This is a genomic window from Rhizobium etli 8C-3 (genome assembly GCF_001908375.1).
GTDB classification, from domain to species: domain Bacteria; phylum Pseudomonadota; class Alphaproteobacteria; order Rhizobiales; family Rhizobiaceae; genus Rhizobium; species Rhizobium etli_B.
On record NZ_CP017241.1, the window covers coordinates 3,441,503 to 3,466,976 of the forward strand.

Sequence of the window (25,474 nt, forward strand, 5' to 3'; positions counted from 1 at the left end):
TGTCACGGCAATCCAGTGCGCCCAGGTCCTTGGGCGCGGGAGACCCTTTGCAACGAAAAGAGTCCTCCGCAGCGACCGTTTCCAGCAAAGGCAAGCGCGGATGACGATTTCTCCGCCTTGCATCCTCTTCCGCGACGACACGACCGGCGAAGTCATGCTCTTTGCCGATCCCGTCGAGACCATCATCGCCCGCACCAGCGGCGAATTCTTCGCCGGACTCGCGCGGATGGAGACGGCCAAGACGGAAGGAAAGTGGCTGGCGGGATACCTATCTTACGAAGCGGGCTATCTCTTCGAGGAAAAGCTCGCGGGCTTCGTGGAAGAGAACCGGCAGACGCCGTTGCTCTGCTTCGGTATCTTCGACGCCCCGCAAAAGGACGGTCATCCGCTCGCGCAGCCGAAACAACGTCTCGACAACGAGGAATTTTTGACGGCACCCAAGGCCGCTTGGGCATATCCCGTATACAGAGAGCGCTTCGACCGATTGCATCGGCATCTGCGCCTTGGCAATTGCTACCAAGCAAACCTTACCATGCCCATCGAAGCACGTTGGAATGGAGATCCGCGCGCGGCCTTCTGGTCGCTGATCGAACGTCAGCCGGTAAAGTACGGCGCCTTCGTCGATCTCGGCGGCCCCGTCATCCTGTCGCGCTCTCCCGAACTCTTCTTCCGGACGGACGAGGAAGGATGGATCGAGACGCATCCGATGAAAGGCACGGCCAAGCGTGGCGCCGATGCGGCCGAAGATGCCGCCATCGTCGCGGCCATGCGTCGCGATACAAAGACGCAAGCCGAAAACCGGATGATCGTCGACCTGCTTCGCAATGACATCTCGCGCATCTCGGAGGTCGGTACGCTCGATGTACCGAAGCTCTTCGACATCGAGACCTACCCCACACTGCACCAAATGGTAAGTCATGTGCAGGCGAGACTTCTTCCCGGCATTTCGATCCGCGATATCTTCGCCGCCCTCTTCCCCTGCGGCTCGATCACCGGCGCGCCGAAGCTCAGCGCCATGCAAATCCTGCACGAACTCGAAGACACGCCGCGCGACGCCTATTGCGGCGCGATCGGCATGGTCTCTCCGGCAGGCGCCATGCGCTTTTCGGTTGCGATCCGCACGATCAGCCTCTTTGAGGACGGCCGGGCAATCTTCAATGTCGGTGGTGGCATCGTCTTCGATTCCACCGCGGAAGCCGAATACGAAGAATGCCTGCTCAAGGCGCGTTTTGCGATCGGCGACCAGGAAATCGCGCGATGAGCGACTTCTCGCTGATAGAGACATTGCGGTGGGAACCGCAGACCGGATTCATTCGGCTGCGGCTGCATCTTGCCCGACTGACGCGCTCGGCCCGGCGCATCGGCTTTGGGGAGCCGCGACATGCGCTCGACGAGCTCGATTGGTCCGTACGAGGCGCGACGGGCGCTCTGCGCGTCCGGCTGACCTTCGATGCTCAGGGCCGAATAGAAGTCACCACCGCGCCCTTCGCACCGCTTGCGCCCGGCACGGTGTGGAACATCCGCATCGCTTCGACCCGCCTCGACAGCGCCGACAAGCTGCTGCGGATCAAGACCACCCGCCGCACGCTCTACGAGGCCGCCCGTGCCGAATACACGCCGCAGCAGGCCGACGAAGTGCTGATGCTGAACGAACGCGGCGAGGTCTGCGAAGGCACGATCACGTCCGCCTTCCTCGGCGATGGTTCCGGCATCCTCCGCACCCCGCCGATCTCCTGCGGCCTGCTCGCCGGCGTGCTGCGCACCGAGTTGATCTGTGAGCGCAAAGCCCGCGTCGGTCGCATCCGGCTGGACGATTTGAACAGCGGCCAGATCTATGTCGGAAATTCGCTCCGCGGCCTCGTCCCTGCACGGCTTGTCATCTGAGATCGCAGAAATCTTGAAGTTCCGTTTGAATATTCGACAGTTTCGCAACGATAGGCCGGAAGGATCTTGCCATGTTCATGCTCTCGCTCACCTATGTGAAACCGAACGAAGAGGCCGATAAGCACATGGAGCCGCATATGGCCTGGGTCAGGCAGGGCTATGCCAAAGGCTGGTTCCTTGCCTCCGGCCGCAAGGTTCCCCGCACCGGCGGTCTCATCTTCGCCATCGGCAATCGTGCCGAGATCGAGGCCTATGTCGCCGCCGATCCGTTCGTGGTTCAAGGCGTTGCAGAATACGAGATCACAGAAGTCGCAGTGACGACGGTGGCCGCGGGACTCGATATCTTGAAGACCTGAACACCGACAATGGGGTTGCCGCTGCAAAGGGCCGGGCCCACTGCAGAGCTTGGGCATGTTCGCCCGCCTGATAAATCCGTTTCCGGCCCAAACGCTCTTTATTGTGACGCCGATTTATGGTTAGAGCCGGTCACCTCGCATTTCCTTGCGCCATTTCACAAGAATTCCTGAAGGTTCATCGCCTTCCTCGCCTTCCATAGGAGATAAGAATGACGGAACAGACCCACCCGGTATATGCCGAAATTACCGGTCCGATCGTGATGATCGGCTTTGGCTCCATCGGCCGCGGCACGCTGCCGCTGATCGAGCGCCACTTCAAATTCGACAAGAGCCGGATGGTTGTCATCGACCCGCGCGACGAGCCGGCCGACATGGAGATCCTGAAGAAGTACGGTGTCCTCCACATCAAGGAATACGTGACGAAGGACAATTACAAGGATCTCCTGAAGCCGCTTTTGACCAAAGGCGGCGGTCAGGGCTTCTGCGTCAATCTCTCGGTCGATACCGGCTCGCTCGACATCATGAAGCTCTGCCGCAAGCTCGACGTACTTTATATCGACACCGTCGTGGAGCCTTGGCTCGGCTTCTATTTCGACAAGAACATGAAGAACGCCGACCGCACCAACTATGCGCTGCGCGAAACTGTGCGCAAGGAAAAGGCGAAGAACCCTGGCGGCGCAACGGCCGTATCCACCTGTGGCGCCAACCCCGGCATGGTCTCCTGGTTCGTCAAGCAAGCGCTCGTCAACCTCGCCAACGAGATCGGCGTGAAGTTCGACGAGCCGGATCAGCACGACCGCGAAGGCTGGGCAAAGCTGATGAAGAAGGTCGGCGTCAAGGGCATCCATATTGCCGAACGGGACACGCAGCGCACCAAGCATCCAAAGCCGCTCAACGTCTTCTGGAACACCTGGTCGGTCGAAGGCTTCATCTCCGAAGGCATGCAGCCCGCCGAGCTCGGCTGGGGCACCCATGAGAACTGGATGCCGAAGAACGCCAAGAAGCAGAAGAAGGGCTGCAAGGCGGCGATCTATCTGGAGCAGCCGGGTGCCAATACCCGCGTCCGCACCTGGTGCCCGACGCCTGGTCCGCAATACGGTTTCCTCGTCACTCACAACGAGTCGATATCGATCGCCGATTATTTCACGGTCCGCGACAAGGATGACGAAGTCACCTTCCGCCCGACCTGCCACTATGCCTACCATCCGGCCAACGATGCGATCCTGTCGCTGCATGAGATGTTCGGCAACGGCGGCACGCCGCAGCCGGTCCACCACGTTCTCGACGAAGACGAGCTGGAGGACGGCATCGACGAGCTCGGTGTGCTTCTCTACGGCCACGAGAAGAACGCCTACTGGTTCGGCTCGCGCCTGTCGCTCGAAGAAACCCGCCGCATCGCGCCCTACCAGAATGCGACCGGCCTGCAGGTGACCTCTGCCGTTCTCGCAGGCATGGTCTGGGCTCTCGAACATCCAAGGGCCGGCATCGTCGAAGCCGACGAGATCGACTACAAGCGCTGCCTCGAAGTGCAGCTGCCTTATCTCGGCCCGGTTGAGGGTCACTACACCGACTGGACGCCGCTCGATGGTCGCCCGGGCCTCTTCCCGGAAGACATCGACACCAAGGATCCCTGGCAGTTCAAGAACATCCTGGTTCGTTCTTGACCGGACATTCAATCCGCATCGATGCCCGCCGAAAGGCGGGCATTTTTGTAACGCCTGCCGCGTAATTTCGCTTCATCGTTGCAGGAGGCTTGCCATGGCGGCGGGCTCGCGCCATGTTTTTCGAGACTTTCGCGGTAAAAGCCGCTCCGAATCGCCGGGAGAACCATATGATGTTCAGAAACATTCTCGTGCTTGCGGCTGCAGCAGCAGCGCTTGCCGCCTGCGTCTCAGACCGCCCCATGCCGGTAGCGACACGCGCTGCGCCGACCGGCGTCGAGGGATCCTGGGCCGATCCGAACGGCATCATTTCCACCTTCCAGGCAGGCACCTTCACGACCCGCACGACAGACAGCAACCAGCTGCTTGCGTCCGGCACCTATATCAACACGTCGCCGTCGCTGGTCGAAATCAGCATGACTTCGCTGGTTCGCAAGACGCAGTCGAAGGTCAATTGCGCGCTCGTCAGCCAAAGTCAATTGAACTGCACCTCGGATGCGGGTTCGCAATTCACGTTGACGCGGCGCATGTAATTGCCCGCCCAGCTTTCGATGAAGAGGCTCTCCTTTGCGGGAGCTTTTTTCGTTTTGCCTCTTGGAAAGCACCCCGGGAACAACAGCTTTTTTGCACTTGCGGTCGGTCATCGTTGATGAAAACATCCGCCCGCCGGGTAGCCGCCAAACGATTAAGGGAAGGACGAAGTCAGGGGTATGGGACTTCGCCAAATTAGGAGAACAGTATGACCAAGTCATTTAGCTTCGGTCTGTTGACCGCATCGATGCTGGCGCTCAGCGCTGGCGCAGCCTTCGCGGACTACCAGCTCAATATTCTTCATATCAATGATTTCCATTCACGCATCGAATCGATCAACAAGTTCGATTCCACCTGCTCGGCGGAGGACGAAGGCAAGAACGCATGCTTCGGCGGCGCCGCTCGCTTGAAGAGCGCGATCGACCAGCGCCGTCAGGCGTTGTCCGGGCAGAACGTCCTGCTTTTGAACGCCGGCGACAACTTTCAGGGTTCGCTCTTCTACACGACCTACAAGGGCACCGTGGAAGCCGAGATGCTGAACGCCATGAAGTTCGATGTCATGACCGTCGGCAATCATGAATTTGACGACAGCGAGGACGGCCTCGCCGCCTTCCTCGACAAGGTTCAGTTCCCGGTTATTTCCGCAAACGTCCTTGCCGCCGACGGCTCCAAGCTCGGCGATCGCATCAAGCCTTCGCTGGTGCTCGATGTCGGGGGGCAGAAGATCGGCATCGTCGGCGCCGTGGCCAATGATACCGAAGAGCTTTCCTCTCCCGGCCCCAAGGTGATGATTGCCGAGGACGTCCAGACGATTGGCGCCGCCGTCCAGGAATTGAAGGGCCAGGGCATCAACAAGATCATCGCTCTCACCCATGTCGGCTATCCGCGCGATCTTGCAGCCATCGCCAAGATTCCCGATGTCGATGTCGTCGTCGGCGGCCACTCGCACAGCCTGCTTTCGAACACCGATCCGAAGGCGGAAGGCCCATACCCGACGATGGTGGACAATCCGGGCGGCTACAAGGTGCCCGTCGTGCAGGCGGCCTCCTACAGCAAGTATCTCGGTGATCTCGTCGTCGATTTCGACGACAGCGGCGTCGTCAAGAGCGCCAAGGGCGATCCGATCCTGATCGACTCCTCCTTCACGCCCGACCCGGCCCTTGTTGCCCGTATCCAGGAACTGGCCAAACCGATCGAAGAACTCCGCAAGAAGGTGATCGGCTCGTCCGAAGGCCCGATCGAGGGCGACCGCACCGTTTGCCGCGTCAAGGAGTGCTCGATGGGCAACCTCGTTGCCGATGCCATGCTCGACCGCACGAAGAACCAGGGCATACAGATCGCCATCCAGAACGGCGGCGGTCTTCGCGCCTCGATCGACGGCGGCGATATCACCCAGGGCGAAGTCATCACCGTGCTGCCGTTCCAGAACACGGTGGCCACCTTCCAGCTGACGGGCGCAGACATCGTCGCGGCGCTGGAGAACGGCGTCAGCCAGATCGACGAGGGCGCCGGCCGCTTCCCGCAGGTCGCCGGCCTGAAGTACAGCTTCGACAAGTCGAAGCCGCCGGGCAGCCGCGTCAGCGGCGTTGAGGTCAAGGAGAACGACAAATTCGCACCGATCGATCCGGCCAGGACTTACGGCGTCGTCACCAACAATTTCATGCGCGCCGGCGGGGATGGCTATTCGATCTTCGAGACAGCCGGCAAGAATGCCTATGACTTCGGTCCGGATCTGGCCGACGTGACGGTCGAGTATCTGGCAGCCCACAACCCTTACAAGCCCTACACCGACGGCCGCATAGCGCAAGTTGCCCCGACCGGGACCCCTGCACCTGCCGCGCCGGCTGCTCCATCCGCTCAAGCCCCAGCCGCAACGGCCCCCGCTGCCAGCGCACCGGCTGCGGCGACGCCGGCAAGCCATGTCATCGCCGCAGGTGATACGCTTTGGGATCTTGCCAAGCAGTTTTACGGCGATGGCGAGCTGTGGAAACGAATCTCCGAGGCCAACGGCAATCCCGATCCGCGTCGCCTGATGGTCGGCAAGGAGCTGCAGGTTCCCGCAAAGTAAGGCGATTGCCTGGTTGTTGAGGACCGGTCCGGGCTTTCCCGGGCCGGTTTTTCCACTTATAGGGTAGGCCACCGAGCCGGCTGCCCAGGAGCGGGAAGATCGATCAAACGTTGGGGCCAAGATGACGATTGCACCTTCATATCTCCCGGCGGAGCATCCTCCGGTCAAATTCGGCAAGGTCGGGGTCCTTCTCGTCAATCTCGGCACGCCCGACGGCACCGATTACGCGTCGGTGCGGCGTTATCTGCGCGAATTCCTGACCGACAGGCGCGTCATCGAATGGTCGCCGTTGAAATGGTATCCGGTCCTCTTCGGAATCGTCCTGAACACCCGCCCGCAGAAGGTCGGCAGGGCCTACGAGACGATCTGGAACAAGGATGAGAACGAGAGCTATCTGCGCACCTACACCCGCAACCAGTCCGATCTCCTGGCGGCGCGCCTGAAGGACCTGCCGAATGTAAAGGTAGACTGGGCCATGCGTTATGGCACGCCCTCGATCGCTTCGCGCATCAACGCACTGAAAGAGGAAGGCTGCGACCGCATCGTTCTTTTCCCGCTCTATCCGCAATATGCGGCGGCGACGACCGCCACAGTCAACGACAAGGCATTCCAGCATCTATTGAAGATGCGCTGGCAGCCGGCATTGCGCATGGTGCCGGACTATCACGACGACGACACCTATATCGAAGCGCTCGCCAATTCGGTGACAAGGCATCTTGCGGGGCTCGACTGGGAACCGCAGGTGATCCTCGCCTCGTTTCACGGCATCCCGCTCTCCTATTCCGAGCAGGGCGATCCTTACTACTTCCAGTGCCAGAAGACAGGGCACTTGCTTCGCGAAAGGCTTGGCCTTGCGAAGCAACAGTTCATGGTCACCTTCCAGTCCCGCTTCGGGCCGGAAGAATGGCTGCAGCCCTATACCGACAAGACCGTCGAGACGCTGGCCAAGGACGGCGTCAGACGCATTGCCGTTCTCAATCCCGGTTTCGTCTCCGACTGCCTGGAAACGCTGGAAGAGATTGCCGAGCAGGCGGCCCATTCCTTCCATGAAAACGGAGGCGAGAAATTTGCGCATATTCCGTGCCTGAACGACAGCGAGGACGGGATGCGCGTGCTGGAAAAGGTCGTGCGTCGCGAACTGATGGGTTGGGCCTGAGACGGACGCAGGCTGCCGCCGCGCCCGGTCTTCCAGCTGCCGACTAAAACCTTGGCGTGCGCTTGTGAAAATCCCGCTCGTTGAATAGGATCGCCGCCATCACAGGCCTGGTGGAGGAGAGAGTGATGATTCTAGGCGGGTTCGATATCGTCGTTATTGCTCTCGTCGTCTTCGTCATCCTTGTGCTTTTTGCGGGCGTCAAGACGGTGCCGCAGGGCTATCGCTATACGATCGAGCGCTTCGGCCGCTATACGCGCACACTGGAGCCGGGCCTCAACATCATCACGCCATTCATCGAGCGCATAGGCGCCCGCATGAACGTGATGGAGCAGGTGCTTGACGTACCGACCCAGGAAGTCATCACCCGGGACAACGCCTCCGTGGCCGCCGATGCGGTCGCCTTCTACCAGGTCCTGAATGCCGCCCAGGCCGCCTACCAGGTCTCCAATCTCGAAAACGCCGTTCTTAATCTGACGATGACCAACATCCGCTCGGTCATGGGCTCCATGGACCTCGACGAGCTTCTGTCCAACCGCGATGCGATCAATGACCGGCTGCTGCGGGTTGTCGATGATGCCGTGCAGCCGTGGGGCATCAAGGTCACCCGTATCGAGATCAAGGACATCCGACCACCGACCGATCTCGTCGACGCCATGGCGCGGCAGATGAAGGCCGAGCGTGAGAAACGTGCCCAAATTCTGGAAGCCGAAGGTTCGCGCAACGCCCAGATCCTTCGCGCCGAAGGTGCCAAGCAATCGGCAATTCTGGAGGCGGAGGGCCAGCGTGAGGCAGCGTTTCGCGAAGCCGAAGCCCGCGAGCGTCTGGCCGAGGCCGAAGCCAAGGCGACAAGGATGGTCTCCGAGGCGATCGCCGCCGGCGACGTGCAGGCGATCAACTATTTCGTGGCGCAGAAATATACAGAGGCGCTGTCTGCCATCGGTACGGCCGGCAATTCCAAGATTGTCTTGATGCCGATGGAGGCCTCATCCATCATCGGCTCGCTGAGCGGTATTGGTGCAATCGCCAAGGAGGTCTTCGGCGACGGCAGCAGTCCGCCCTCCCCGCCGCGGCCGCGTCAAGTGCCGCCGCGCACGACTCCGCCGGTCAATCCCTTCAACCAGGCCCCGGAGCGCTGAGGCATGCTGACACGCGTCGTTGCCGAACTCGGGCCATGGACCTGGTGGATTGTCGGCCTGGCGCTGCTTGCCGCCGAAATGGTGGTGCCTGGCTTTTTCCTCGTCTGGATCGGTCTTGCCGCGCTCGCCGTCGGCATTCTGTCGCTGCTGCTTTGGAATGCCGGCTTCTGGATCTGGGAAACGCAGCTCATCCTTTTTGCCATCCTGGCGGTTGCCGCGACATTCCTTGGCCGCCGGCTGACGCTTCGCCATGATGCGACTGACGAACCCTTTCTCAATCAGCGGGGCGCAAGTCTCGTCGGCCGGACGGCTACGCTCTTGGAACCGATCGCCGAAGGCCGCGGCCGCATCCATATCGATGATACGGTCTGGCGGGTGACCGGCCCGAACCTGCCTGCCGGAACGCAGGTGAAGGTGGTCGCAAGCAACGGGCGCGATCTGACGGTCGAGCCGCTGTGATCAGGCGACGCCGATCCGCAAGAGATCGTGAAAATGCACCAAGCCGGCCGGCCTGTTATCGTCATCGATGACGATCAGCGCTCCGATCTGATGCTGCTCCAGCAATGCCAGCGCGCTGGTGGCAAGCGCCGTCGGCCTGACGGTCTTGGGCGTGCGCGTCATGATGTCGTCAACGCAAAGCTCCGACAGGTTGCGTGTCAGATTCCGTGCGATGTCGCCTTCGGTAACGATGCCGCAGAGCCGCCCATCCTCGTCCAGAACGCCGACGCAGCCGAAATGCTTGCGCGACAGCACGTGGATCGCCTCGGGCATCGGTGTCCCCTTCGCCACCAGCGGAACGCGATCGCCGGTATGCATGACGTCGCCGACATGCATCAGGCTGGCACCGAGCTTTCCGCCTGGATGGAAGACATGGAAATCCCGCGCCGTGAAGCCGCGCGCTTCAAGCAGCGCGATCGCGAGCGCATCCCCGAGGGCGAGCTGCATCAATGTCGACGTCGTTGGCGCAAGGCCGTTCGGGCAGGCTTCCTGCTCGTTCGGGATCAGCAGAACGATGTCGGATGCCGTCGCCAGCGACGAGTGTTCGCTGCAGGTGAGCGCGACCAGGGGGATGGAAAATCGGCGGGTATAGGCAATGATGCTGCGCAGTTCGGCACTTTCGCCGCCTTTGGAAATGGCAAGGACGAGATCGTCGCTCGCAATCATCCCGAGATCGCCGTGATTGGCTTCCGCGGCGTGAACGAAAAACGCAGGCGTGCCCGTCGACGCAAGGGTAGCAGCCAGTTTCGTCCCGATATGTCCACTTTTGCCGACACCCGTAACGATGACACGACCGCTGATGTTGCCGATCGTCTCCACCGCTTGAGAAAACGGCTCCGACAGACCGTCGCTCAAGGCGCGCTCAAGCGCTTCCAGTCCGCGTCTCTCCGTCCCGATCGTCCGCCTGGCGGATTCGAGCACACCGTTTTCAACAAGTCTGACTGCTTTTCTCATGGCCCTGCGTTAGCGCTTTTCACTTAAGGTGTCTACCCACGTCGCCTTTCAACCTGTGAACAGATCCTTGCGGCCGCAACGAATGATTAACCACGAGGCTTTACGTTCGGGTAACGAATTGAAGCCTGCCACGTGCGGAATCCGGATGGTCAAGGAAAGAGAGACGAGCAGTTTGACGCCGCTCCGTGCGGCGCGCTTTGCCGTGTCTTCCCTCGCCCTTTGCGCTTTGTTTCTTCCACCTCACCCGGGTTTTGCTCAGTCCGCGCAAAACAGCACCAGCAGCAGCACACCCGGCTATTCGTCTGCATCCGGCTCGCAGTCCTACGGCGGTTCGGCCAATGCACAGCAGCTGCCCGAAAATGGCGCAGTCGATGGTAGCGACTTGGCAAATCCCCCGGCCTATCAGACAAGCGGCACACCGCCCGGCTCAAACCAACAAGCCGGAACGACGATGGCAGCCGGGGCGACTGAGCAGGAACCGTCTTCCGAAACGACCGGGTCCATTCTCGATGAGGACATTCGTCGCCTGAATACCCGCGAACCGGCAATCGACGACAGAAGGGCGCCACGCAGGCTGGAGGAAAACCTCACAGGTCAGGAGACGCCGGGCATCCGCGTCGGCACTTTCGTGCTGCGTCCTTCCGTTAACCAGTCGATCAACACCGAAACGACGAAGGAAGGTGAGACAAAGGAGACGCGGTCTTTCGCCCAAACCGACGCCTACGCAACGCTGACCTCGGACTGGGCGCTCCATCAACTGATCGTCACCAGCCAGGGCACTTGGCAGCGCAATGTCAGCGGTACCGGCGAAGAACAGCCTGCTTTCGACATCGACGGCGACCTTCGCCTCGATCTGCCGGACGACACGGTCGCTCATATCAAGGGCGGATACCGGTTCTATCGGGAAGATACCGACGATCCTGACGCAATCGCCGATGCCGAGCAGCAATCGGATGTGCAGGAGTTTTCGGCAGGCGCATCCCTCGAGCGCGATTTCGGCATCCTGCGCGCGACCGCGGCACTCGACCTGACCCGGACCATCTACTCTGACGCGGTGCTTTCGAACGGCACCAGGATCTCGCTCAGCGACCGCGACCGGACCTCCGGCACGTTTTTGGCCCGTGTCGGCTATGAGCTTTCGCCGGCACTCATTCCCTTCCTCGAGGCTTCCGTCGGCAAGACTGTCTATGACGAAAGCCGTGATTCGGCGGGTTTTGCGCGCTCCGGCAACAGCTACGGCGCCAAAGCCGGCGTCGAGGTCGATCTTGGAGAAAAGTTGAAGGGTGAAGTCGGTCTCGGCTACGAAACCGCAAGCTTTGACGATAGCCGCCTCGATTCGATCGATACCGCGATCGTCGATGCAAACCTCCTCTGGTCGCCTTTGCGTGGAACCGACGTTCGTTTTGATCTGTCGACCAGCATCCAGCCCTCGACGACAGCTGGTCAGAGCGGCTACGTCTCGCACGAACTGACAACGGCGCTGACGCACCAGCTGCGCGACAACCTCCAGGCAACGGTGCTGGGTGGGGTGATTTTGCGGGACTATCCGTCCGGCGGCAGCAGCGACGAAACGGTCTATACGGCGAGCGGCGGTCTCACCTTGAACATCAACCGCTATCTCGACTTCACCAGCACGCTGGGATACGAGCTGACGACGCGCGATGTGGGCGCCGACTCGCAGCAATGGCGAGCCGGCGTCGGTCTCAAGCTGAAACGCTAGGCTCAAAGGCCTTTCAGCAGTGCCCTGAAACCGTCTTCGACGGTCGGGCGGATATCCGCACGTTCGAGTGCGAAGGCAACATTGGCAAGGATGAAGCCATCCTTCGCACCGCAGTCATAGGTCGTGCCGCGGAAGTGGTAGCCTGCAAAATCCTGTTCCTTGAGCAGCTTCAGCATGCCGTCGGTCAGCTGGATTTCGTTGCCGGCGCCGCGCTCCTGCGTCTCCAGGATCTTGAATATCTCCGGCTGCAGGATGTAGCGGCCGTTGATGAAGAAGTTGGAAGGTGCCGTCCCCTTGGCAGGCTTCTCGACCATTCCGGTGATGCGGAAACCGTCGCCGATCCGTTCGCCGGCTCCCACGATGCCGTATTTATGGGCCTGATCGGGCGCACATTCCTCGACGGCGATGATGTTGCCGCCACTTTGGGAATAGAGATCGATCATGCCCTTCATGCAGCCCTTGCCTTCATTCTTCATGATCATGTCCGGCAAAAGCAGCGCGAAAGGTTCGTCACCGACGATCTCGCGGGCGCACCAAACGGCATGGCCGAGGCCGAGTGGCTCCTGCTGCCGGGTAAAGCTGACCGTGCCTGCTTTCGGAAGCTGATTGGCGAGCAGCGTCATTTCGGCCTGCTTGCTGCGTTCGCGCAGCGTCTGCTCGAGTTCGAAATGAATGTCGAAATAGTCTTCGATGATATGCTTGTTGCGGCCCGTCACGAAAACGAAGTGTTCAATGCCGGCTTCGAGCGCCTCGTCGATCACATACTGAATGATCGGTTTATCGACGACAGTCAGCATCTCCTTCGGAACGGCTTTGGTGGCCGGGAGGAAGCGTGTTCCCAAACCTGCAACCGGGAATACCGCTTTACGAACTTTTTTCTGCTGTCCCACTTAGACCTCCTAGGGGGGCTGGATCGCTTTTACACTCAAGCTATTTTAGGGTGAACTAGATTAGAATCGCTACCGTTTTGCAAAGGATGACGGGAGAAGCCGGTCATGGTAAAGAATTTGTTGACTCCGTTCCGGTAGTGTCGGGTTTGGCCGGAAACTGCAACTCCGCCGCACGTGCAACGAAGATGACGGATACGACTGCCGATGACCCAGAACCGCAAATACTCCCTTCGTGGTCTTGCTCTCGCCTTCACGGTGACCGCTTCCGCAGGTCTGGCTCCCCATAGCGCGGCGGCCGACCAGCGGTTCCAGAAGTGGATCGCGGACTTCTATCAAACTGCCGCGCAAAATGGCATCAGCAAGGCAACCTATCGGAAAGCTTTCGCAGGCGTGACCGAACCGGACCCGACGGTCCTTGAAAAGGCGAACTTTCAGCCGGAATTCACGACCAAGATTTGGGACTATGTGGACTCCCGCGTCAACCCCTATACAGCCGATATCGGCCGCAAAATGGCCACAAAGCATGCGGCGACTCTGACGGCGATCGAACGGCATTTTGGCGTCGACAAGAACATCATCCTGGCGATCTGGTCGATGGAATCGAATTACGGTGCGGTCCTCACGAAGGACGACCGGCTGCACTATGTGCCACGCGCGCTTGCAACCCTTGCCTACGCAGACGATCGCCGCGCCAAGTTCGCCAAGAAGCAGCTCGTCGCTGCGCTGAAGATCCTGCAGAACGGTGATATCTCTGCCGATGGCATGACGGGGTCCTGGGCAGGCGCCATGGGCCATACGCAGTTCATCCCGACAAGCTATCTGCTTTATGCTGTCGATGCCGACCGCAATGGTCATCGCGACATCTGGAATTCGGTGCCGGATGCGCTTGCGACCTCCGCCAACCTTCTTGCAAAGAACGGCTGGGACACCGGCAGGACCTGGGGCTACGAAGTTTCGGTTCCGGCAAGCCTCGCAAAGCAGGTCGGCAAGACACATACGATCGCGCAATGGGCAGCGATGGGCGTCACCCGCCCCAGCGGCAAGGGTTTTCGGGACGGCTCGACAAGAGCCGTGCTGAAGATGCCGGCCGGCCCTGGCGGCCCCGGCTTCCTGATGACCGGGAACTTTTTCACGATCAAGAAATACAACGCTTCCGACAGCTATGCGCTCGCCGTTGGCCTGCTTGCCGATGAGATTGCCGGTTATGGTGGCATGAAACAGCGCTGGCCGCGACCGGAGGGCACACTCGACATGAAGGAAAAATTCGAGCTGCAAAATCGCCTGAAGACGCTTGGCTATTACAACGGCGAGGTCGACGGCAATTTCGGTTCAGGTTCGAAGGCCGCGATTTCGGCGGTTCAAGAACGCCTCGGCATGCAGGCCGATGGCAAACCCTCGCTCCCGCTCCTGAATGCGCTCCGGCGCTAGAAAGGAGAAATCCGCGACATAGGTTTCATGGACAGTGGACGTGTGCGTCTTGTCCATGCGAAAATGTCGTAAGGTTTGGGGCATGACGATGCGTAGATGGGGTGACAGGCTGAAACTGGGCTCAAGGACGCTGCTTTGCGCCGCATTGGCGCTTTCCTTCGCCATCACCGCGCCCTTTGATTTTGCCGACGCGCAGGAGCGCTATTACTACCGCCGCTCGATCTTCGATTTCTTCACCGGCCGCCGCTACATCAACGAAGACTATGCTCCGCCGCCCGAGGTTCGACGCCCGCCGCAGCGTCAGCGCAAGCGGGCACCGATCGCGCCCAAATCCCCAACCGTCGCCACTGCGCGGCCCGTGGCGCCCGTCCTTCAGGAACCGGTGGTCCAGAAACTCGCGAATGCCCAAAAGATCCTGATCGTCGGCGATTTTCTCGCAAGCGGCCTGGGCGATGGCATGACGGAAGCATTCAAGGCCTCGCCTGGCGTGATCGTAGAGGCCCGAGGCAACGTCTCTTCGGGCCTGGTGCGCGACGATTATTACGACTGGCCCGAACAACTGCCGAAGATGATGGACGAACTGAAGCCGGCGATGGTCGTCGTCATGATCGGCGCCAACGACCGGCAGCAGATGGTAATCGGCGACGCCAAGGAGAAGTTCCGCACCGACGCCTGGTATGGCGAATATCAGAAGCGTGTGCTGAACTTCGGCAAGGAAATAACGAGCCGCAAGATACCATTGCTTTGGGTCGGGCTTCCGGCTTTCGAATCGCCCTCGATGACGGCTGACGCCGTCCAGATGAACCAGCTCTATCGCAAGCAGGTGGAAAGCATCGGCGGCGAATTCGTCGACATCTGGGACGGCTTCGTGGACGTGAATGGGCAGTTCGTCGTTACCGGTTCCGACATCAATGGCCAGCAGGTGCGCCTGCGCACCTCGGACGGCATCAATCTGACGCAGGCCGGACGTCGCAAGGTCGCCTTTTATGTCGAAAAGCCGGCCCGTCGCCTTCTCGGCACGCAGGCAAGTCCCGACCTTGTGCGCCTTGACACCAGCAACCAGCCCCATCTCGGTCTGCCGTCGGACCCGGTTGCCCATACACAGCCGATCAGTCTATCCGACCCCGATCTCGATGGAGGATCTGAGCTTCTCGGCGGCGGGCTCGCTCCGGTCACTTTGGCGGATTCGCCGCGCGACATGCTCGTAGAGGACGGCAAGATGGAGCCGGCGCCGGCAGGACGCGTGGACGACTACAGCCTTCCGGCTTCGAAAACGCCCAAGCAGGTCTCGGCCAAGTAAGCTCCGGTCTTTGGCCGAGCATTTTCCGGCAAAGCCTTTCGAAAGCTCACAAGCACTGTGCATGCCTCTTCAACGGATCGGCCGCCCGCAACCTTTTGCGAGCAGCGCGTTCTGTCCGGCTTTAGGCAACGGCGATCAGCGCGGCAGAACCGTCGAGCCCATCAGCGCTTCATCGATCGCACGCGCTGCCTGGCGGCCTTCGCGGATCGCCCAGACGACCAGGGATTGGCCGCGGCGAACGTCGCCTGCCGTCCAAAGCTTGTCGACCGATGTCTTGTAGTCGCGATCGTTGGCAACGACATTGGTCGAGCCGCGGCGATCGGTGTTGAGCGTCAGCCTGCCGTCCAGCTCCCTGAGGACGCTGTCGGTGAACGGTCCGCGGAAACCGATGGCGATAAAGGCAAGATCCGCCTTGATGACGAATTCCGTACCGGCAACCGGCTTGCGGCGCTCGTCGACCTCGCAGCAGGTGACGCCTGTCAGCACGCCGTCTTCGCCGATGAACTCCAGCGTCGCGACCTGGAACTCGCGCACGGCGCCTTCCGCCTGCGACGAGGAGGTTCGCATCTTGGTTGCCCAGAACGGCCAAACGGCGAGCTTGTCTTCCTTCTCTGGCGGTTGCGGACGAATGTCGAGTTGCGTGACCTTCACAGCGCCCTGACGGAACGCCGTGCCGACGCAGTCCGAAGCGGTATCGCCGCCGCCGACGACGACCACATGCTTGGCGCCGGCCAGGATCGGATCCGACGCCCAGCCGACGCTGTCGATGTTTTCGCGGCCGACACGCTTGTTCTGCTGCACGAGATAGGGCATCGCGTCATGGACGCCGGCAAGTTCGATACCGGGAATGCCGGCCTCGCGCGGCGTTTCGGAACCGCCGCAGTAAAGCACGGCATCGTAATCGGACAGCAATTGCTCGACCTTCAAGTCGACGCCGACATTGACGCCGCAATGGAAGGTGACGCCCTCGCCCTTCATCTGCTCGACGCGGCGATCGATGAAGTTCTTCTCCATCTTGAAGTCGGGAATGCCGTAGCGCAGCAGGCCGCCGGGGCGGCTTTCGCGTTCGTAGACATGGACCTCATGGCCGGCACGGCCGAGCTGCTGGGCAGCCGCCATACCGGCGGGTCCGGAGCCGATGACCGCGACCTTCTTGCCGGTATGGACCGTTGCCGGCTGCGGGCGGATGAAACCGAGCTCGTAAGCCTTGTCGGCAATCGCCTGCTCGACCGTCTTGATCGCAACGGGCGCATCTTCGAGGTTCAGCGTGCAGGCCTCCTCGCAGGGCGCCGGGCAGACACGACCGGTGAACTCCGGGAAGTTGTTGGTCGAATGCAGGTTCTGGATCGCCGCTTCCCAATTGTTGTTGTAGACGAGGTCGTTCCAGTCCGGAATCTGGTTATGGATCGGGCAGCCGGTCGGCCCATGGCAATAGGGGATGCCACAGTCCATGCAGCGCGCGGCCTGTTTCTGCACTTCCTGGTCCGACATCGGGATCGTGAATTCGCGGAAATGCCGGATTCGATCCGACGCCGGCTGATACTTCGCTACCTGCCGGTCGATTTCCAGAAACCCTGTGACCTTACCCATATTTTCGTCCCTCATCATCTTAAAGCCCAAGACCTAAAGGTCCCCAATACCAGCAGGCCAGTCCCACGACTGCGCCCAGGGCTACGAATTCCGTTTCAAGGCCGCCGCCGGCAAAAGAGGTTCCGGCGGAAACTGCCACGGCAAGGCACACAGAGATGAAGGAATGAAGCGGCGAAAATCGATTTTTCATCATCGTTCTTTCCAGCATCCTCCATGCCGCTCGTCGAAGCAGTGGCAGATTCAGCGTCTTGGAGCACTCACTCGGCGGCGATCCCCATCCGGCTCCGCTCCATTTCCTCGAGCGCACGACGGTATTCGACCGGCATGACCTTTCGGAACTTGGGACGGTAGTCGACCCAGTTGTCCAGGATCTGCTTGGCGCGGGTGGAACCCGTGTAGTGCAGATGGTTGGAGATCAGCTGATAAAGGCGCTCCTCGTCGTGACGCGTCATGTCGCCGGAGACGTCGACGCGTCCCTTGTGCATGAGGTCGCCACCGTGATGGTGCAGCTTCTCCAGCATGTCGTCCTCTTCCGGAACCGGTTCGAGTTCGACCATCGCCATGTTGCAGCGCTTGGCGAAATCGCCGGCCTCGTCAAGAACGTAGGCGACGCCGCCGGACATGCCGGCCGCAAAGTTGCGCCCCGTTGCGCCGAGAACGACCACCACGCCGCCGGTCATGTACTCGCAGCCGTGGTCTCCCACGCCCTCGACAACGGCAATGGCGCCTGAGTTGCGCACTGCGAAGCGTTCGCCAGCGACACCGCGGAAGTAGCACTCGCCTTCAGTCGCACCGTAAAGCACTGTATTGCCGACGATGATGGAATCTTCAGCGACGATCTTCGAGTTGTCGGGGGGCCGGATGATGATCTTGCCGCCCGAAAGACCCTTGCCGACATAGTCGTTGCCGTCGCCGATGAGGGTGAAGGTGACGCCGCGTGCGAGGAAGGCACCGAACGACTGGCCGGCTGTCCCCTTGAGAGTGACGTTGATCGTATCGTCCTTGAGGCCACGGTGGTTGTAGCGCTTGGCAACCTCGCCAGAGAGCATGGCGCCCGCCGAACGGTCGACATTCCTGATATCGGCTTCGAAGGCGACCGGGGTCTTTGCCGAAAGCGCAGGCTCGGCCTTCTCGATCAGCCTGCGGTCGAGGATGTCGTCGATCGGGTGCTTCTGGCGCGAAGTCCAGTAAGTCTCTTCCTTTGCCGCATCAACCTTATGGAAGATGCGGCTGAAATCGAGCCCCTTGGCCTTCCAATGCGCCAGCATTTCGTCCTTCTCGAGCAGTTCCGAAGCGCCGATGACGTCGTCGAGCCTGGTGAAGCCGAGCGAGGCCAGGATTTCGCGCACTTCGTTGGCGACGAAGAAGAAGTAGTTGATGACGTGCTCTGGCGTGCCCTTGAAGCGCTTGCGCAGGACCGGGTCCTGCGTCGCAACCCCTACCGGACAGGTGTTGAGGTGGCACTTGCGCATCATGATGCAGCCCGCGGCAATCAGCGGCGCGGTTGCGAAGCCGAATTCGTCGGCGCCCAGCAGCGCGCCGATGATGACATCGCGGCCGGTCTTCAGGCCGCCGTCCACCTGCAGGGCGACACGCGAGCGCAGCCCGTTCAGCACCAGCGTCTGCTGGGTTTCGGCGAGGCCGATTTCCCAAGGGCTGCCGGCATGCTTCAGCGAAGTCAGCGGTGAGGCACCCGTGCCGCCGTCAAAGCCGGCAACGGTGATGTGGTCGGCGCGCGCCTTGGCAACACCGGCGGCGACTGTGCCGACGCCGACTTCCGAGACGAGCTTGACCGAGACGTCGGACGCCGGATTGACGTTCTTCAGGTCGTAGATCAGCTGCGCCAGATCTTCGATCGAATAGATGTCATGATGCGGCGGGGGCGAAATCAGCCCGACGCCGGGCGTCGAATGGCGGGTCTTGGCGACTGTCGCGTCGACCTTGTGACCCGGCAGCTGGCCACCTTCGCCGGGCTTTGCACCCTGCGCGACCTTGATCTGCAGCACGTCGGCATTGACAAGATATTCGGTCGTCACCCCGAACCGTCCCGAAGCGATCTGCTTGATCGCCGAGCGTTCCGGGTTCATCGAGCCGTCGCGCAGCGGCATGTAGCGGTCGGACTCTTCGCCGCCTTCGCCGGTGTTCGACTTGCCGCCGATCTTGTTCATGGCGATGGCGAGCGTCGTGTGCGCCTCGCGGCTGATCGAGCCGAAGGACATCGCACCCGTCGAGAAGCGCCTGACGATATCGGCTGCCGGTTCGACTTCGTCGATCGATACCGGCTTGCGGCCGAGCTGCTCGGCACTCTTGACCCTGAACAGGCCGCGGATGGTGTTCATGCGCAGCGCCGTTGTGTTGACCATTTCGGAGAATTCGCGGTAGCGATCCTCGGCATTGCCGCGAACGGCATGCTGGAGGGCTGCAACGGCGTCCGGCGTCCAGGCATGGCTTTCGCCACGCATTCGAAAAGCATATTCGCCGCCGATGTCGAGCGTGCTTGCAAGCAACGGATCGCGGCCGAAGGCGGCGGTATGGCGAGCGACGGTTTCCCTGGCGATCTCTTCCAGGCCGACGCCTTCGATCATCGTTGCCGTGCCGAAGAAATATTTGTCGACGAATTCCGACTGCAGTCCGATTGCGTCGAAGATCTGCGCACCGCAATAGGATTGATAGGTCGAAATCCCCATCTTCGACATCACCTTGAGGATGCCCTTGCCGACCGCCTTGATGTAGCGGTAGACGATTTCACTGGCGTCCACTTCCTTGGGAAACTCGCCCTTGGCATGCATGTCGAGCAGTGTGTCGAAGGCAAGGTACGGATTGATCGCTTCAGCGCCATAGCCAGCGAGCAGGCAGAAGTGATGCACCTCGCGCGGCTCGCCGGTTTCGACGACAAGACCGACGGACGTCCGAAGCCCCTTGCGGATCAGGTGATGGTGGACGGCAGCAGTGGCCAGCAGCGCCGGGATCGCGATGCGATCTGGCCCGATCTGGCGGTCGGAGAGCACGATGATGTTGTAGCCACCCTTGACTGCCGCTTCGGCACGCTCGCAGAGACGATCGAGCATATCCGGCATGCCTTCGGCACCACGCTCGACATCATAGGTGAAGTCGAGCGTCTTGGTATCGAAACGGTCTTCCGTGTGACCGATCGATCGGATCTTTTCGAGATCGCCGTTGGTCAGGATCGGCTGGCGCACCTCGAGGCGCTTGGCGTTTGCCATGCCGGTATGGTCGAGAATGTTCGGCCGCGGCCCGATGAAGGAAACCAGGCTCATGACGAGCTCTTCGCGGATCGGATCGATCGGCGGGTTTGTCACTTGGGCGAAGTTCTGCTTGAAGTAGGTGTAGAGCAGCTTCGACTTGTCGGACATCGCAGAAATCGGCGTATCCGTGCCCATCGAACCGATCGCTTCTTGACCCGTCGTCGCCATCGGCGACATCAGGAGTCTTGTGTCTTCGGTGGTGTAGCCGAAGGCCTGCTGGCGGTTGAGCAGCGAGACGTCGCGGCGCAGCGCACGCGGTTCGACCGGCTTCAGGTCTTCCAGGATGAGCTGAGTACGGTCGAGCCAGCTGCGATAGGGATGCTGGGTCGCAAGCTGCGACTTCACTTCGTCATCCGAGATGATGCGCCCTTCTTCCATATCGATCAGCAGCATCTTGCCGGGCTGCAGGCGCCACTTCTGGACGATGTTTTCTTCCGGAACCGGCAGCACACCGGCTTCCGACGCCATGATGACACGATCGTCATTGGTGACGAGATAGCGCGCCGGACGCAGGCCGTTTCGGTCGAGCGTCGCGCCGATCTGCTTGCCGTCGGTGAAGGCCACGGCAGCCGGTCCGTCCCATGGTTCCATCAAGGCAGCGTGGTATTCGTAGAATGCCTTGCGCTCAGCGGCCATCGACTGGTTGCCGGCCCAGGCTTCCGGGATAAGCATCATCACCGCATGCGACAACGAATAGCCGCCGCGCACGAGGAATTCGAGCGCGTTATCGAAGCAGGCTGTGTCCGACTGACCTTCGTAGGAGATCGGCCATAGCTTGGAAATGTCTTCGCCGAAGAGCGGCGAAGACACCGACGCCTGACGCGCCGCCATCCAGTTGACGTTGCCGCGCAGCGTGTTGATTTCGCCGTTGTGGGCAACCATGCGATAGGGATGGGCCAGTTTCCAGGACGGGAAGGTGTTGGTCGAGAACCGCTGGTGTACGAGGGCAACTGCGCTTTCGAACCGCGGGTCCGACAAGTCCTTGTAGTAAGCGCCGACCTGATAGGCGAGGAACATCCCCTTGTAGACGACGGTAGATGACGAGAGCGACACCGGATAGAAGTTGCTCTCCTCGCCTTCGAATTCGTCATAGATGCGGTTGGAGATCACCTTGCGGAGCGTGAAGAGGCGGCGCTCGAACTCGTCGTTCGTCGCGGCATCCTCGCCGGCACCGATGAAGACCTGAACATGATGCGGTTCCGTGGCGGCGATATCCGGCGCCTTGGAAAGCGACGAGTTGTCGACCGGTACGTCGCGGAAGCCGAGGAAGACCTGGCCTTCCTCGGTGATCACGTCCTGGATCACCTTCTTGAAGTGCTCGATCTGCTGTTCGTCGCGCGGCATGAAGATATGGCCCATGCCGTATTCACCGGCCTTGGGCAGGATGACGCCCTGCTTCGCCATTTCCTCGCGGAAGAAACGATCGGGAATCTGCACGAGAATACCGGCGCCATCGCCCATCAGCGGGTCAGCACCGACGGCACCGCGATGCGTCAGGTTTTCAAGAATGAAAAGGCCGTCCTTGACGATCTGGTGCGACTTCTGGCCCTTCATATGCGCGACGAAGCCGACGCCGCAGGCGTCATGTTCGTTGCGCGGATCGTACAGACCTTGTTTTCGCGGCAAACCGGAGGCGGATTTACGCGTATTGGCCGTTGCGCGCACGTGTGCTGCTGCAAACTGGTCAAAACCCGTGGATGGCGTCTTCGTCATCTTTCCCTCCTGTCAAAGCCCGCGAGTGGGCGTCTCCTTGTCGCGCGCCGTCCCTTGAAAAGGGGTTCGGCGCGTGACAGCGCTGTTGCATTGTCGAAGATCCGGTCGCGTTGGCCCGCCAAAAGCGAGCCGTTGCGCTCCGCGCCTGCCAGTCGCCGCCGCGCGGCCTTGGCTGCGCTCGGGTGGACTATAGCGTGAAACCCTGCAAAGGTCAGGGCTTTCGGCGCCTCTTCGGCCGTTTAGGCCAAAATAGGACAGCAACACTGTCCTAATTCATCAGTTCTATGCCAGAAACCTATGCGCTCCGCAAGAGCGCGCGTTTAAAAAACCTCGTTTTGCGACGGAAGATTGCCAGATTGGAGAAAATGGCGAAATTAAATTACACCGCACCACGCTATTTTGTTTATTGATTGCGCAGTTCAATATTTGTGATGCATTGCGACGCAGATGTTTGACGGCGTGAAGCTTTGGCGTAATGTCCCTGCCGAACCTGCCAACCCCCCGCATTCCCCAACGGTCCTCCATGTATTTTGCTTCCGACAACTGGGCTGGCGCCCATCAATCGATTGCCCAACGCCTGCTCGAGGCTTCCGCGGGGTTCGCGTCCGCATACGGCACCAGCGACCTCGACAGGAAAGTCGAGGCACGCTTTTGCGAGGTCTTCGAGCGTAACGTCGCCGTCTTCTTTGTCGCGACCGGAACGGCTGCGAATTCGCTTTCGCTCGCCAGCGTCCAGCGCCCCGGCGGCGTCACCTTCTGTCATTCGGAAGCCCACGTCATCGAGGACGAATGTGGCGCACCGGAATTTTTCTCCGACTCCGCTCGCCTTGTCGCCGTTGCCGGGGACTCCGGCAAGATCGATCCAGCAAAGCTTTCGGCGAAGATTGCAAGCTTCCCCGAGGATGCTGTGCACCATGGCCGCGCCAGCGCCATCACCATCACCCAGGCAACCGAAATCGGCACGGTCTACTCGTTGCCGGAAATCGGCGAGATTTCAGCCATCGCAAGAAAGAGGAGCCTTGCCCTTCACATGGATGGAGCACGTTTTGCCAACGCGCTCGTTGCGCTCGGCGCAACGCCTGCCGAAATGACATGGAAACGCGGGGTGGACATGCTTTCCTTCGGCGGCACCAAGAACGGCTGCTGGTGCGCCGAGGCGATTGTCTTCTTCAATCCGGACGAGGCCAAAGAGATGCCATTTATCCGCAAGCGGGCGGCACAGCTCTTTTCCAAGTCGCGCTTCATCGCCGCCCAGTTCGATGCCTATTTCGACAATGGTCTCTGGCTCGACCTTGCCCGCCACGCAAACGACATGGCCGACGGCCTTCGTGCCGGCATCGGCGCTAGCAATTGCGCCAGACTCGCCTGGCCCACTGCCTCCAACGAAGTCTTCGCCGTCATCACCAAGAGCGCGGCAAGGACTGCTGAAAAAAGGGGGGCAGCGTTCTACGAGTGGTCGATTCCGGCCGCAACGCCTGACCTCGTCGACGACAACGAGACGCTGATCCGCCTCGTCACCAGCTTCGCCACGACAAAAGCCGATGTCGACGGCTTCCTGAAGTGTCTGGCGGCATAAAGCTCGGTAGCACCTAGTTCTGATGGCCATAGACGGCGGATTGCGGGGCACCCTCATCCGTCTTTTCCGCCTCGTGTCCAATCACCAGGATCATCATTACACAGGCCACCAGCCCGGAAACGAAGAGTACGCCATACATCATCGGTCCGTCCTTTCTTGCCCCGAACGACGACCATATTGGTTCCTAACGTAGGAGCCGTAATATCAACAAATAGCTAAGCGACAAGGTTGAAAGGGGCTTAAGACGGTAAGCAGCCGGTTAACCTTCCGTCCGGCGAACGCATGGGACCCTTATCTTATGGAACTTGGTGGGCACTCAACCGTTTATAAGCGAAAGGTGAAGTGCCATGAAAAAAATAGCAGTCGTTCTTGTGTCGCTCGTGACTGCCTTGACCAGCGTACCACCTGCCGAGGCGTTTCCTGCGATCAATCTGGAAAAGCCGAAAGTCGCATCGAACATAGAGCAGATTGGGGATCGCGACTGGAGCGGATGGAGCAATTTTGCCAGACGCCGGTATATCAAGAGCTGGCGCAACAATCGCGGCGGATACTATGGCGGCAATCGTGGTTATCGCTACAACAGATATTATGGTCGCCGGTACCACGATTATGACAATGACAACGACGCGGCCGCAATTATCGGCGGATTGGCGCTCGGTGCGATCGTCGGCGGCGCCCTGGCTCAGCCCTACTATGGCGCCCCGTCCTCCTATGCTTATGGCGGCAACGGTCATACGAGCTGGTGCTACAGCCGATATCGCTCCTATAGGGCCTGGGACAATACGTTCCAACCCTATTACGGGCCGCGCCGGCAGTGCGTTTCGCCCTATTGATCGGCAAGCAACCGAAACCCGCCGTCTGGCGGGTTTCTATTATGCGGCCGATCGCAAACCCCGCACCTTTCCAACAATGTCCTCCGAAAGCGCCGACACCAGTGCCTGATCGGCGCCCTTGCGCGGCACCAGCACGAATTCCACATCCTCCAGCAGCGGCAGCCCTGCCGTGCCGATTTCTTTCAAACCCGAGGGGGCCATGCTGCGGGGCTGCACCAGGACTCCCATTCCGGCCCGCGCTGCGGCCGTAAGCCCGCTCAGGCTGCCGCAGGTACAGACGATCCGCCAGGGCACCTGCATCCGGCTGAGGGCCTCCAGTGCAATGCTGCGCGTCACGCTTGGCGGCGGGAAGGCGATCAACGGCAATGGCTCCTGGGCAAGCACATGTTCCGGATCGCGCGCCAGCCAGACCAGCGGCTCGCGATAGACGAGTCGGCCACGGGCATCGCCGAGCCGGCGCTTGGCAAGCACCAGATCGATCTCGCCATTGTCCTGCATCTCGTAAAGCGCACCCGATAACGCGACCGTCAACTCGAGGTCGACCGACGGATGCGACCGCACGAAATCCTCCAGCACGGCCGGAAGCTGGCTGGTCACGAAATCTTCCGAGACGCCGAGGCGGAGGCGGCCGCGCAGACTGTTTTCCTTGAAAAGCGACCGAACCTGCCCTTCGATGGAAAGCATCATGCGCGCATGCGAAAGCAGCGCCTCGCCATCTGCGGTGAGCACGACCTTGTGGGTGTCGCGCGCCAGTAGCTTTCGCCCAAGTGACGTTTCCAGCCGCTGGACGTGCTGGCTGACGGTAGACTGACCGAGCCCCAAACGCTCTGCGGCGAGCGTGAAACTGCCCATCTGCTCGACGGCAACGAAGCTGCGCAACTGCGTAAGATCAAGCATGATGTATCCCGGTTCGC

21 protein-coding genes are annotated in these 25,474 nt (G+C 60.7%); 14 read left to right on the top strand and 7 right to left on the bottom strand.

Translation table 11 applies throughout. The features are described from left to right. Nucleotides 1–100 precede the first annotated feature (100 nt). The 9 genes from AM571_RS17190 to AM571_RS17230 all read left to right on the top strand — a co-directional run bounded on the left by AM571_RS17190 (nucleotide 101) and on the right by AM571_RS17230 (nucleotide 9,251). Nucleotides 101–1,261 (top strand): aminodeoxychorismate synthase component I, encoded by a 1,161-nt coding sequence (locus AM571_RS17190; protein ID WP_074062442.1) that lies wholly within the window; start codon nucleotides 101–103, stop codon nucleotides 1,259–1,261. Further along, nucleotides 1,258–1,884, top strand: a complete 627-nt coding sequence (locus AM571_RS17195) for an aminotransferase class IV family protein (protein WP_074062443.1) — start codon at nucleotides 1,258–1,260, stop codon at nucleotides 1,882–1,884. The genes AM571_RS17190 and AM571_RS17195 overlap by 4 nt, the downstream gene beginning before the upstream one ends. A 71-nt stretch (nucleotides 1,885–1,955) precedes the next feature. Continuing rightward, entirely contained in the window at nucleotides 1,956–2,240 is a 285-nt protein-coding gene (locus tag AM571_RS17200) for a YciI family protein (protein WP_074062444.1), read from the top strand. A gap of 209 nt (nucleotides 2,241–2,449) precedes the next feature. Next, nucleotides 2,450–3,904 carry a homospermidine synthase gene (locus tag AM571_RS17205; protein ID WP_074062445.1) on the top strand — a complete coding sequence of 485 codons (1,455 nt, stop codon included), beginning with the start codon at nucleotides 2,450–2,452 and terminating at the stop codon, nucleotides 3,902–3,904. A gap of 167 nt (nucleotides 3,905–4,071) precedes the next feature. Continuing rightward, a complete protein-coding gene (gene omp10, locus AM571_RS17210; protein WP_074062446.1) occupies nucleotides 4,072–4,434 on the top strand; it encodes an outer membrane lipoprotein Omp10 in 363 nt (120 codons plus the stop codon). Nucleotides 4,435–4,640: 206 nt separating this feature from the next. Further along, nucleotides 4,641–6,500, top strand: coding sequence for a 5'-nucleotidase C-terminal domain-containing protein (locus tag AM571_RS17215; protein ID WP_074062447.1), 1,860 nt, complete (start codon nucleotides 4,641–4,643; stop codon nucleotides 6,498–6,500). 121 nt (nucleotides 6,501–6,621) lie between these two features. After that, nucleotides 6,622–7,656 carry a ferrochelatase gene (hemH, locus tag AM571_RS17220; RefSeq protein ID WP_074062448.1) on the top strand — a complete coding sequence of 345 codons (1,035 nt, stop codon included), beginning with the start codon at nucleotides 6,622–6,624 and terminating at the stop codon, nucleotides 7,654–7,656. 125 nt (nucleotides 7,657–7,781) lie between these two features. After that, nucleotides 7,782–8,792, top strand: a complete 1,011-nt coding sequence (locus AM571_RS17225; protein ID WP_074062449.1) for an SPFH domain-containing protein — start codon at nucleotides 7,782–7,784, stop codon at nucleotides 8,790–8,792. Between the two features lie 3 nt (nucleotides 8,793–8,795). Further along, nucleotides 8,796–9,251: an NfeD family protein gene (locus tag AM571_RS17230; protein ID WP_074062450.1), complete on the top strand. Its 456-nt coding sequence runs from the start codon at nucleotides 8,796–8,798 to the stop codon at nucleotides 9,249–9,251. On the opposite strand, the gene AM571_RS17235 is transcribed toward AM571_RS17230, so the two are convergent. Then, entirely contained in the window at nucleotides 9,252–10,244 is a 993-nt protein-coding gene (locus AM571_RS17235; RefSeq protein WP_074062451.1) for a KpsF/GutQ family sugar-phosphate isomerase, read from the bottom strand. A 145-nt stretch (nucleotides 10,245–10,389) separates the two neighbouring features. Here AM571_RS17235 and AM571_RS17240 point away from each other — a divergent pair, with 145 nt between their 5' ends. Further along, nucleotides 10,390–11,964: an outer membrane beta-barrel protein gene (locus AM571_RS17240; RefSeq protein WP_074062452.1), complete on the top strand. Its 1,575-nt coding sequence runs from the start codon at nucleotides 10,390–10,392 to the stop codon at nucleotides 11,962–11,964. 2 nt (nucleotides 11,965–11,966) lie between these two features. Here AM571_RS17240 and galU read toward each other — a convergent pair whose 3' ends face one another. Beyond that, the gene (gene galU, locus AM571_RS17245) at nucleotides 11,967–12,854 is read right to left on the bottom strand and encodes a UTP--glucose-1-phosphate uridylyltransferase GalU (protein ID WP_074062453.1); all 888 of its coding nucleotides are present in this window, start codon (nucleotides 12,852–12,854) and stop codon (nucleotides 11,967–11,969) included. Between the two features lie 204 nt (nucleotides 12,855–13,058). Between galU and AM571_RS17250 the strand changes: the two genes are divergently transcribed. Beyond that, nucleotides 13,059–14,282, top strand: a complete 1,224-nt coding sequence (locus AM571_RS17250) for a lytic murein transglycosylase (protein ID WP_074062454.1) — start codon at nucleotides 13,059–13,061, stop codon at nucleotides 14,280–14,282. An 88-nt stretch (nucleotides 14,283–14,370) separates the two neighbouring features. Beyond that, a complete protein-coding gene (locus AM571_RS17255; RefSeq protein WP_074063321.1) occupies nucleotides 14,371–15,582 on the top strand; it encodes an SGNH family hydrolase in 1,212 nt (403 codons plus the stop codon). A 135-nt stretch (nucleotides 15,583–15,717) separates the two neighbouring features. On the opposite strand, the gene AM571_RS17260 is transcribed toward AM571_RS17255, so the two are convergent. The 3 genes from AM571_RS17260 to gltB all read right to left on the bottom strand — a co-directional run bounded on the left by AM571_RS17260 (nucleotide 15,718) and on the right by gltB (nucleotide 22,151). Then, the gene (locus tag AM571_RS17260) at nucleotides 15,718–17,172 is read right to left on the bottom strand and encodes a glutamate synthase subunit beta (RefSeq protein ID WP_074062455.1); all 1,455 of its coding nucleotides are present in this window, start codon (nucleotides 17,170–17,172) and stop codon (nucleotides 15,718–15,720) included. Nucleotides 17,173–17,191: 19 nt separating this feature from the next. Further along, complete coding sequence (locus tag AM571_RS36365; RefSeq protein ID WP_155774469.1) at nucleotides 17,192–17,365, bottom strand: hypothetical protein; 174 nt, start codon at nucleotides 17,363–17,365, stop codon at nucleotides 17,192–17,194. 64 nt (nucleotides 17,366–17,429) lie between these two features. After that, nucleotides 17,430–22,151 (bottom strand): glutamate synthase large subunit, encoded by a 4,722-nt coding sequence (gene gltB, locus AM571_RS17265; RefSeq protein WP_074062456.1) that lies wholly within the window; start codon nucleotides 22,149–22,151, stop codon nucleotides 17,430–17,432. Between the two features lie 523 nt (nucleotides 22,152–22,674). Between gltB and AM571_RS17270 the strand changes: the two genes are divergently transcribed. Beyond that, nucleotides 22,675–23,727, top strand: a complete 1,053-nt coding sequence (locus tag AM571_RS17270; protein WP_074062457.1) for a threonine aldolase family protein — start codon at nucleotides 22,675–22,677, stop codon at nucleotides 23,725–23,727. 13 nt (nucleotides 23,728–23,740) lie between these two features. Here AM571_RS17270 and AM571_RS38015 read toward each other — a convergent pair whose 3' ends face one another. Further along, the gene (locus AM571_RS38015; RefSeq protein WP_257788689.1) at nucleotides 23,741–23,869 is read right to left on the bottom strand and encodes a hypothetical protein; all 129 of its coding nucleotides are present in this window, start codon (nucleotides 23,867–23,869) and stop codon (nucleotides 23,741–23,743) included. A gap of 205 nt (nucleotides 23,870–24,074) precedes the next feature. Between AM571_RS38015 and AM571_RS17275 the strand changes: the two genes are divergently transcribed. Further along, complete coding sequence (locus AM571_RS17275) at nucleotides 24,075–24,560, top strand: BA14K family protein (RefSeq protein ID WP_074062458.1); 486 nt, start codon at nucleotides 24,075–24,077, stop codon at nucleotides 24,558–24,560. Between the two features lie 39 nt (nucleotides 24,561–24,599). Here the strand turns inward: AM571_RS17275 and AM571_RS17280 are convergent, their stop codons facing one another. Then, the gene (locus AM571_RS17280; RefSeq protein ID WP_074063322.1) at nucleotides 24,600–25,457 is read right to left on the bottom strand and encodes a LysR substrate-binding domain-containing protein; all 858 of its coding nucleotides are present in this window, start codon (nucleotides 25,455–25,457) and stop codon (nucleotides 24,600–24,602) included. Between the last annotated feature and the right edge of the window lie 17 nt (nucleotides 25,458–25,474).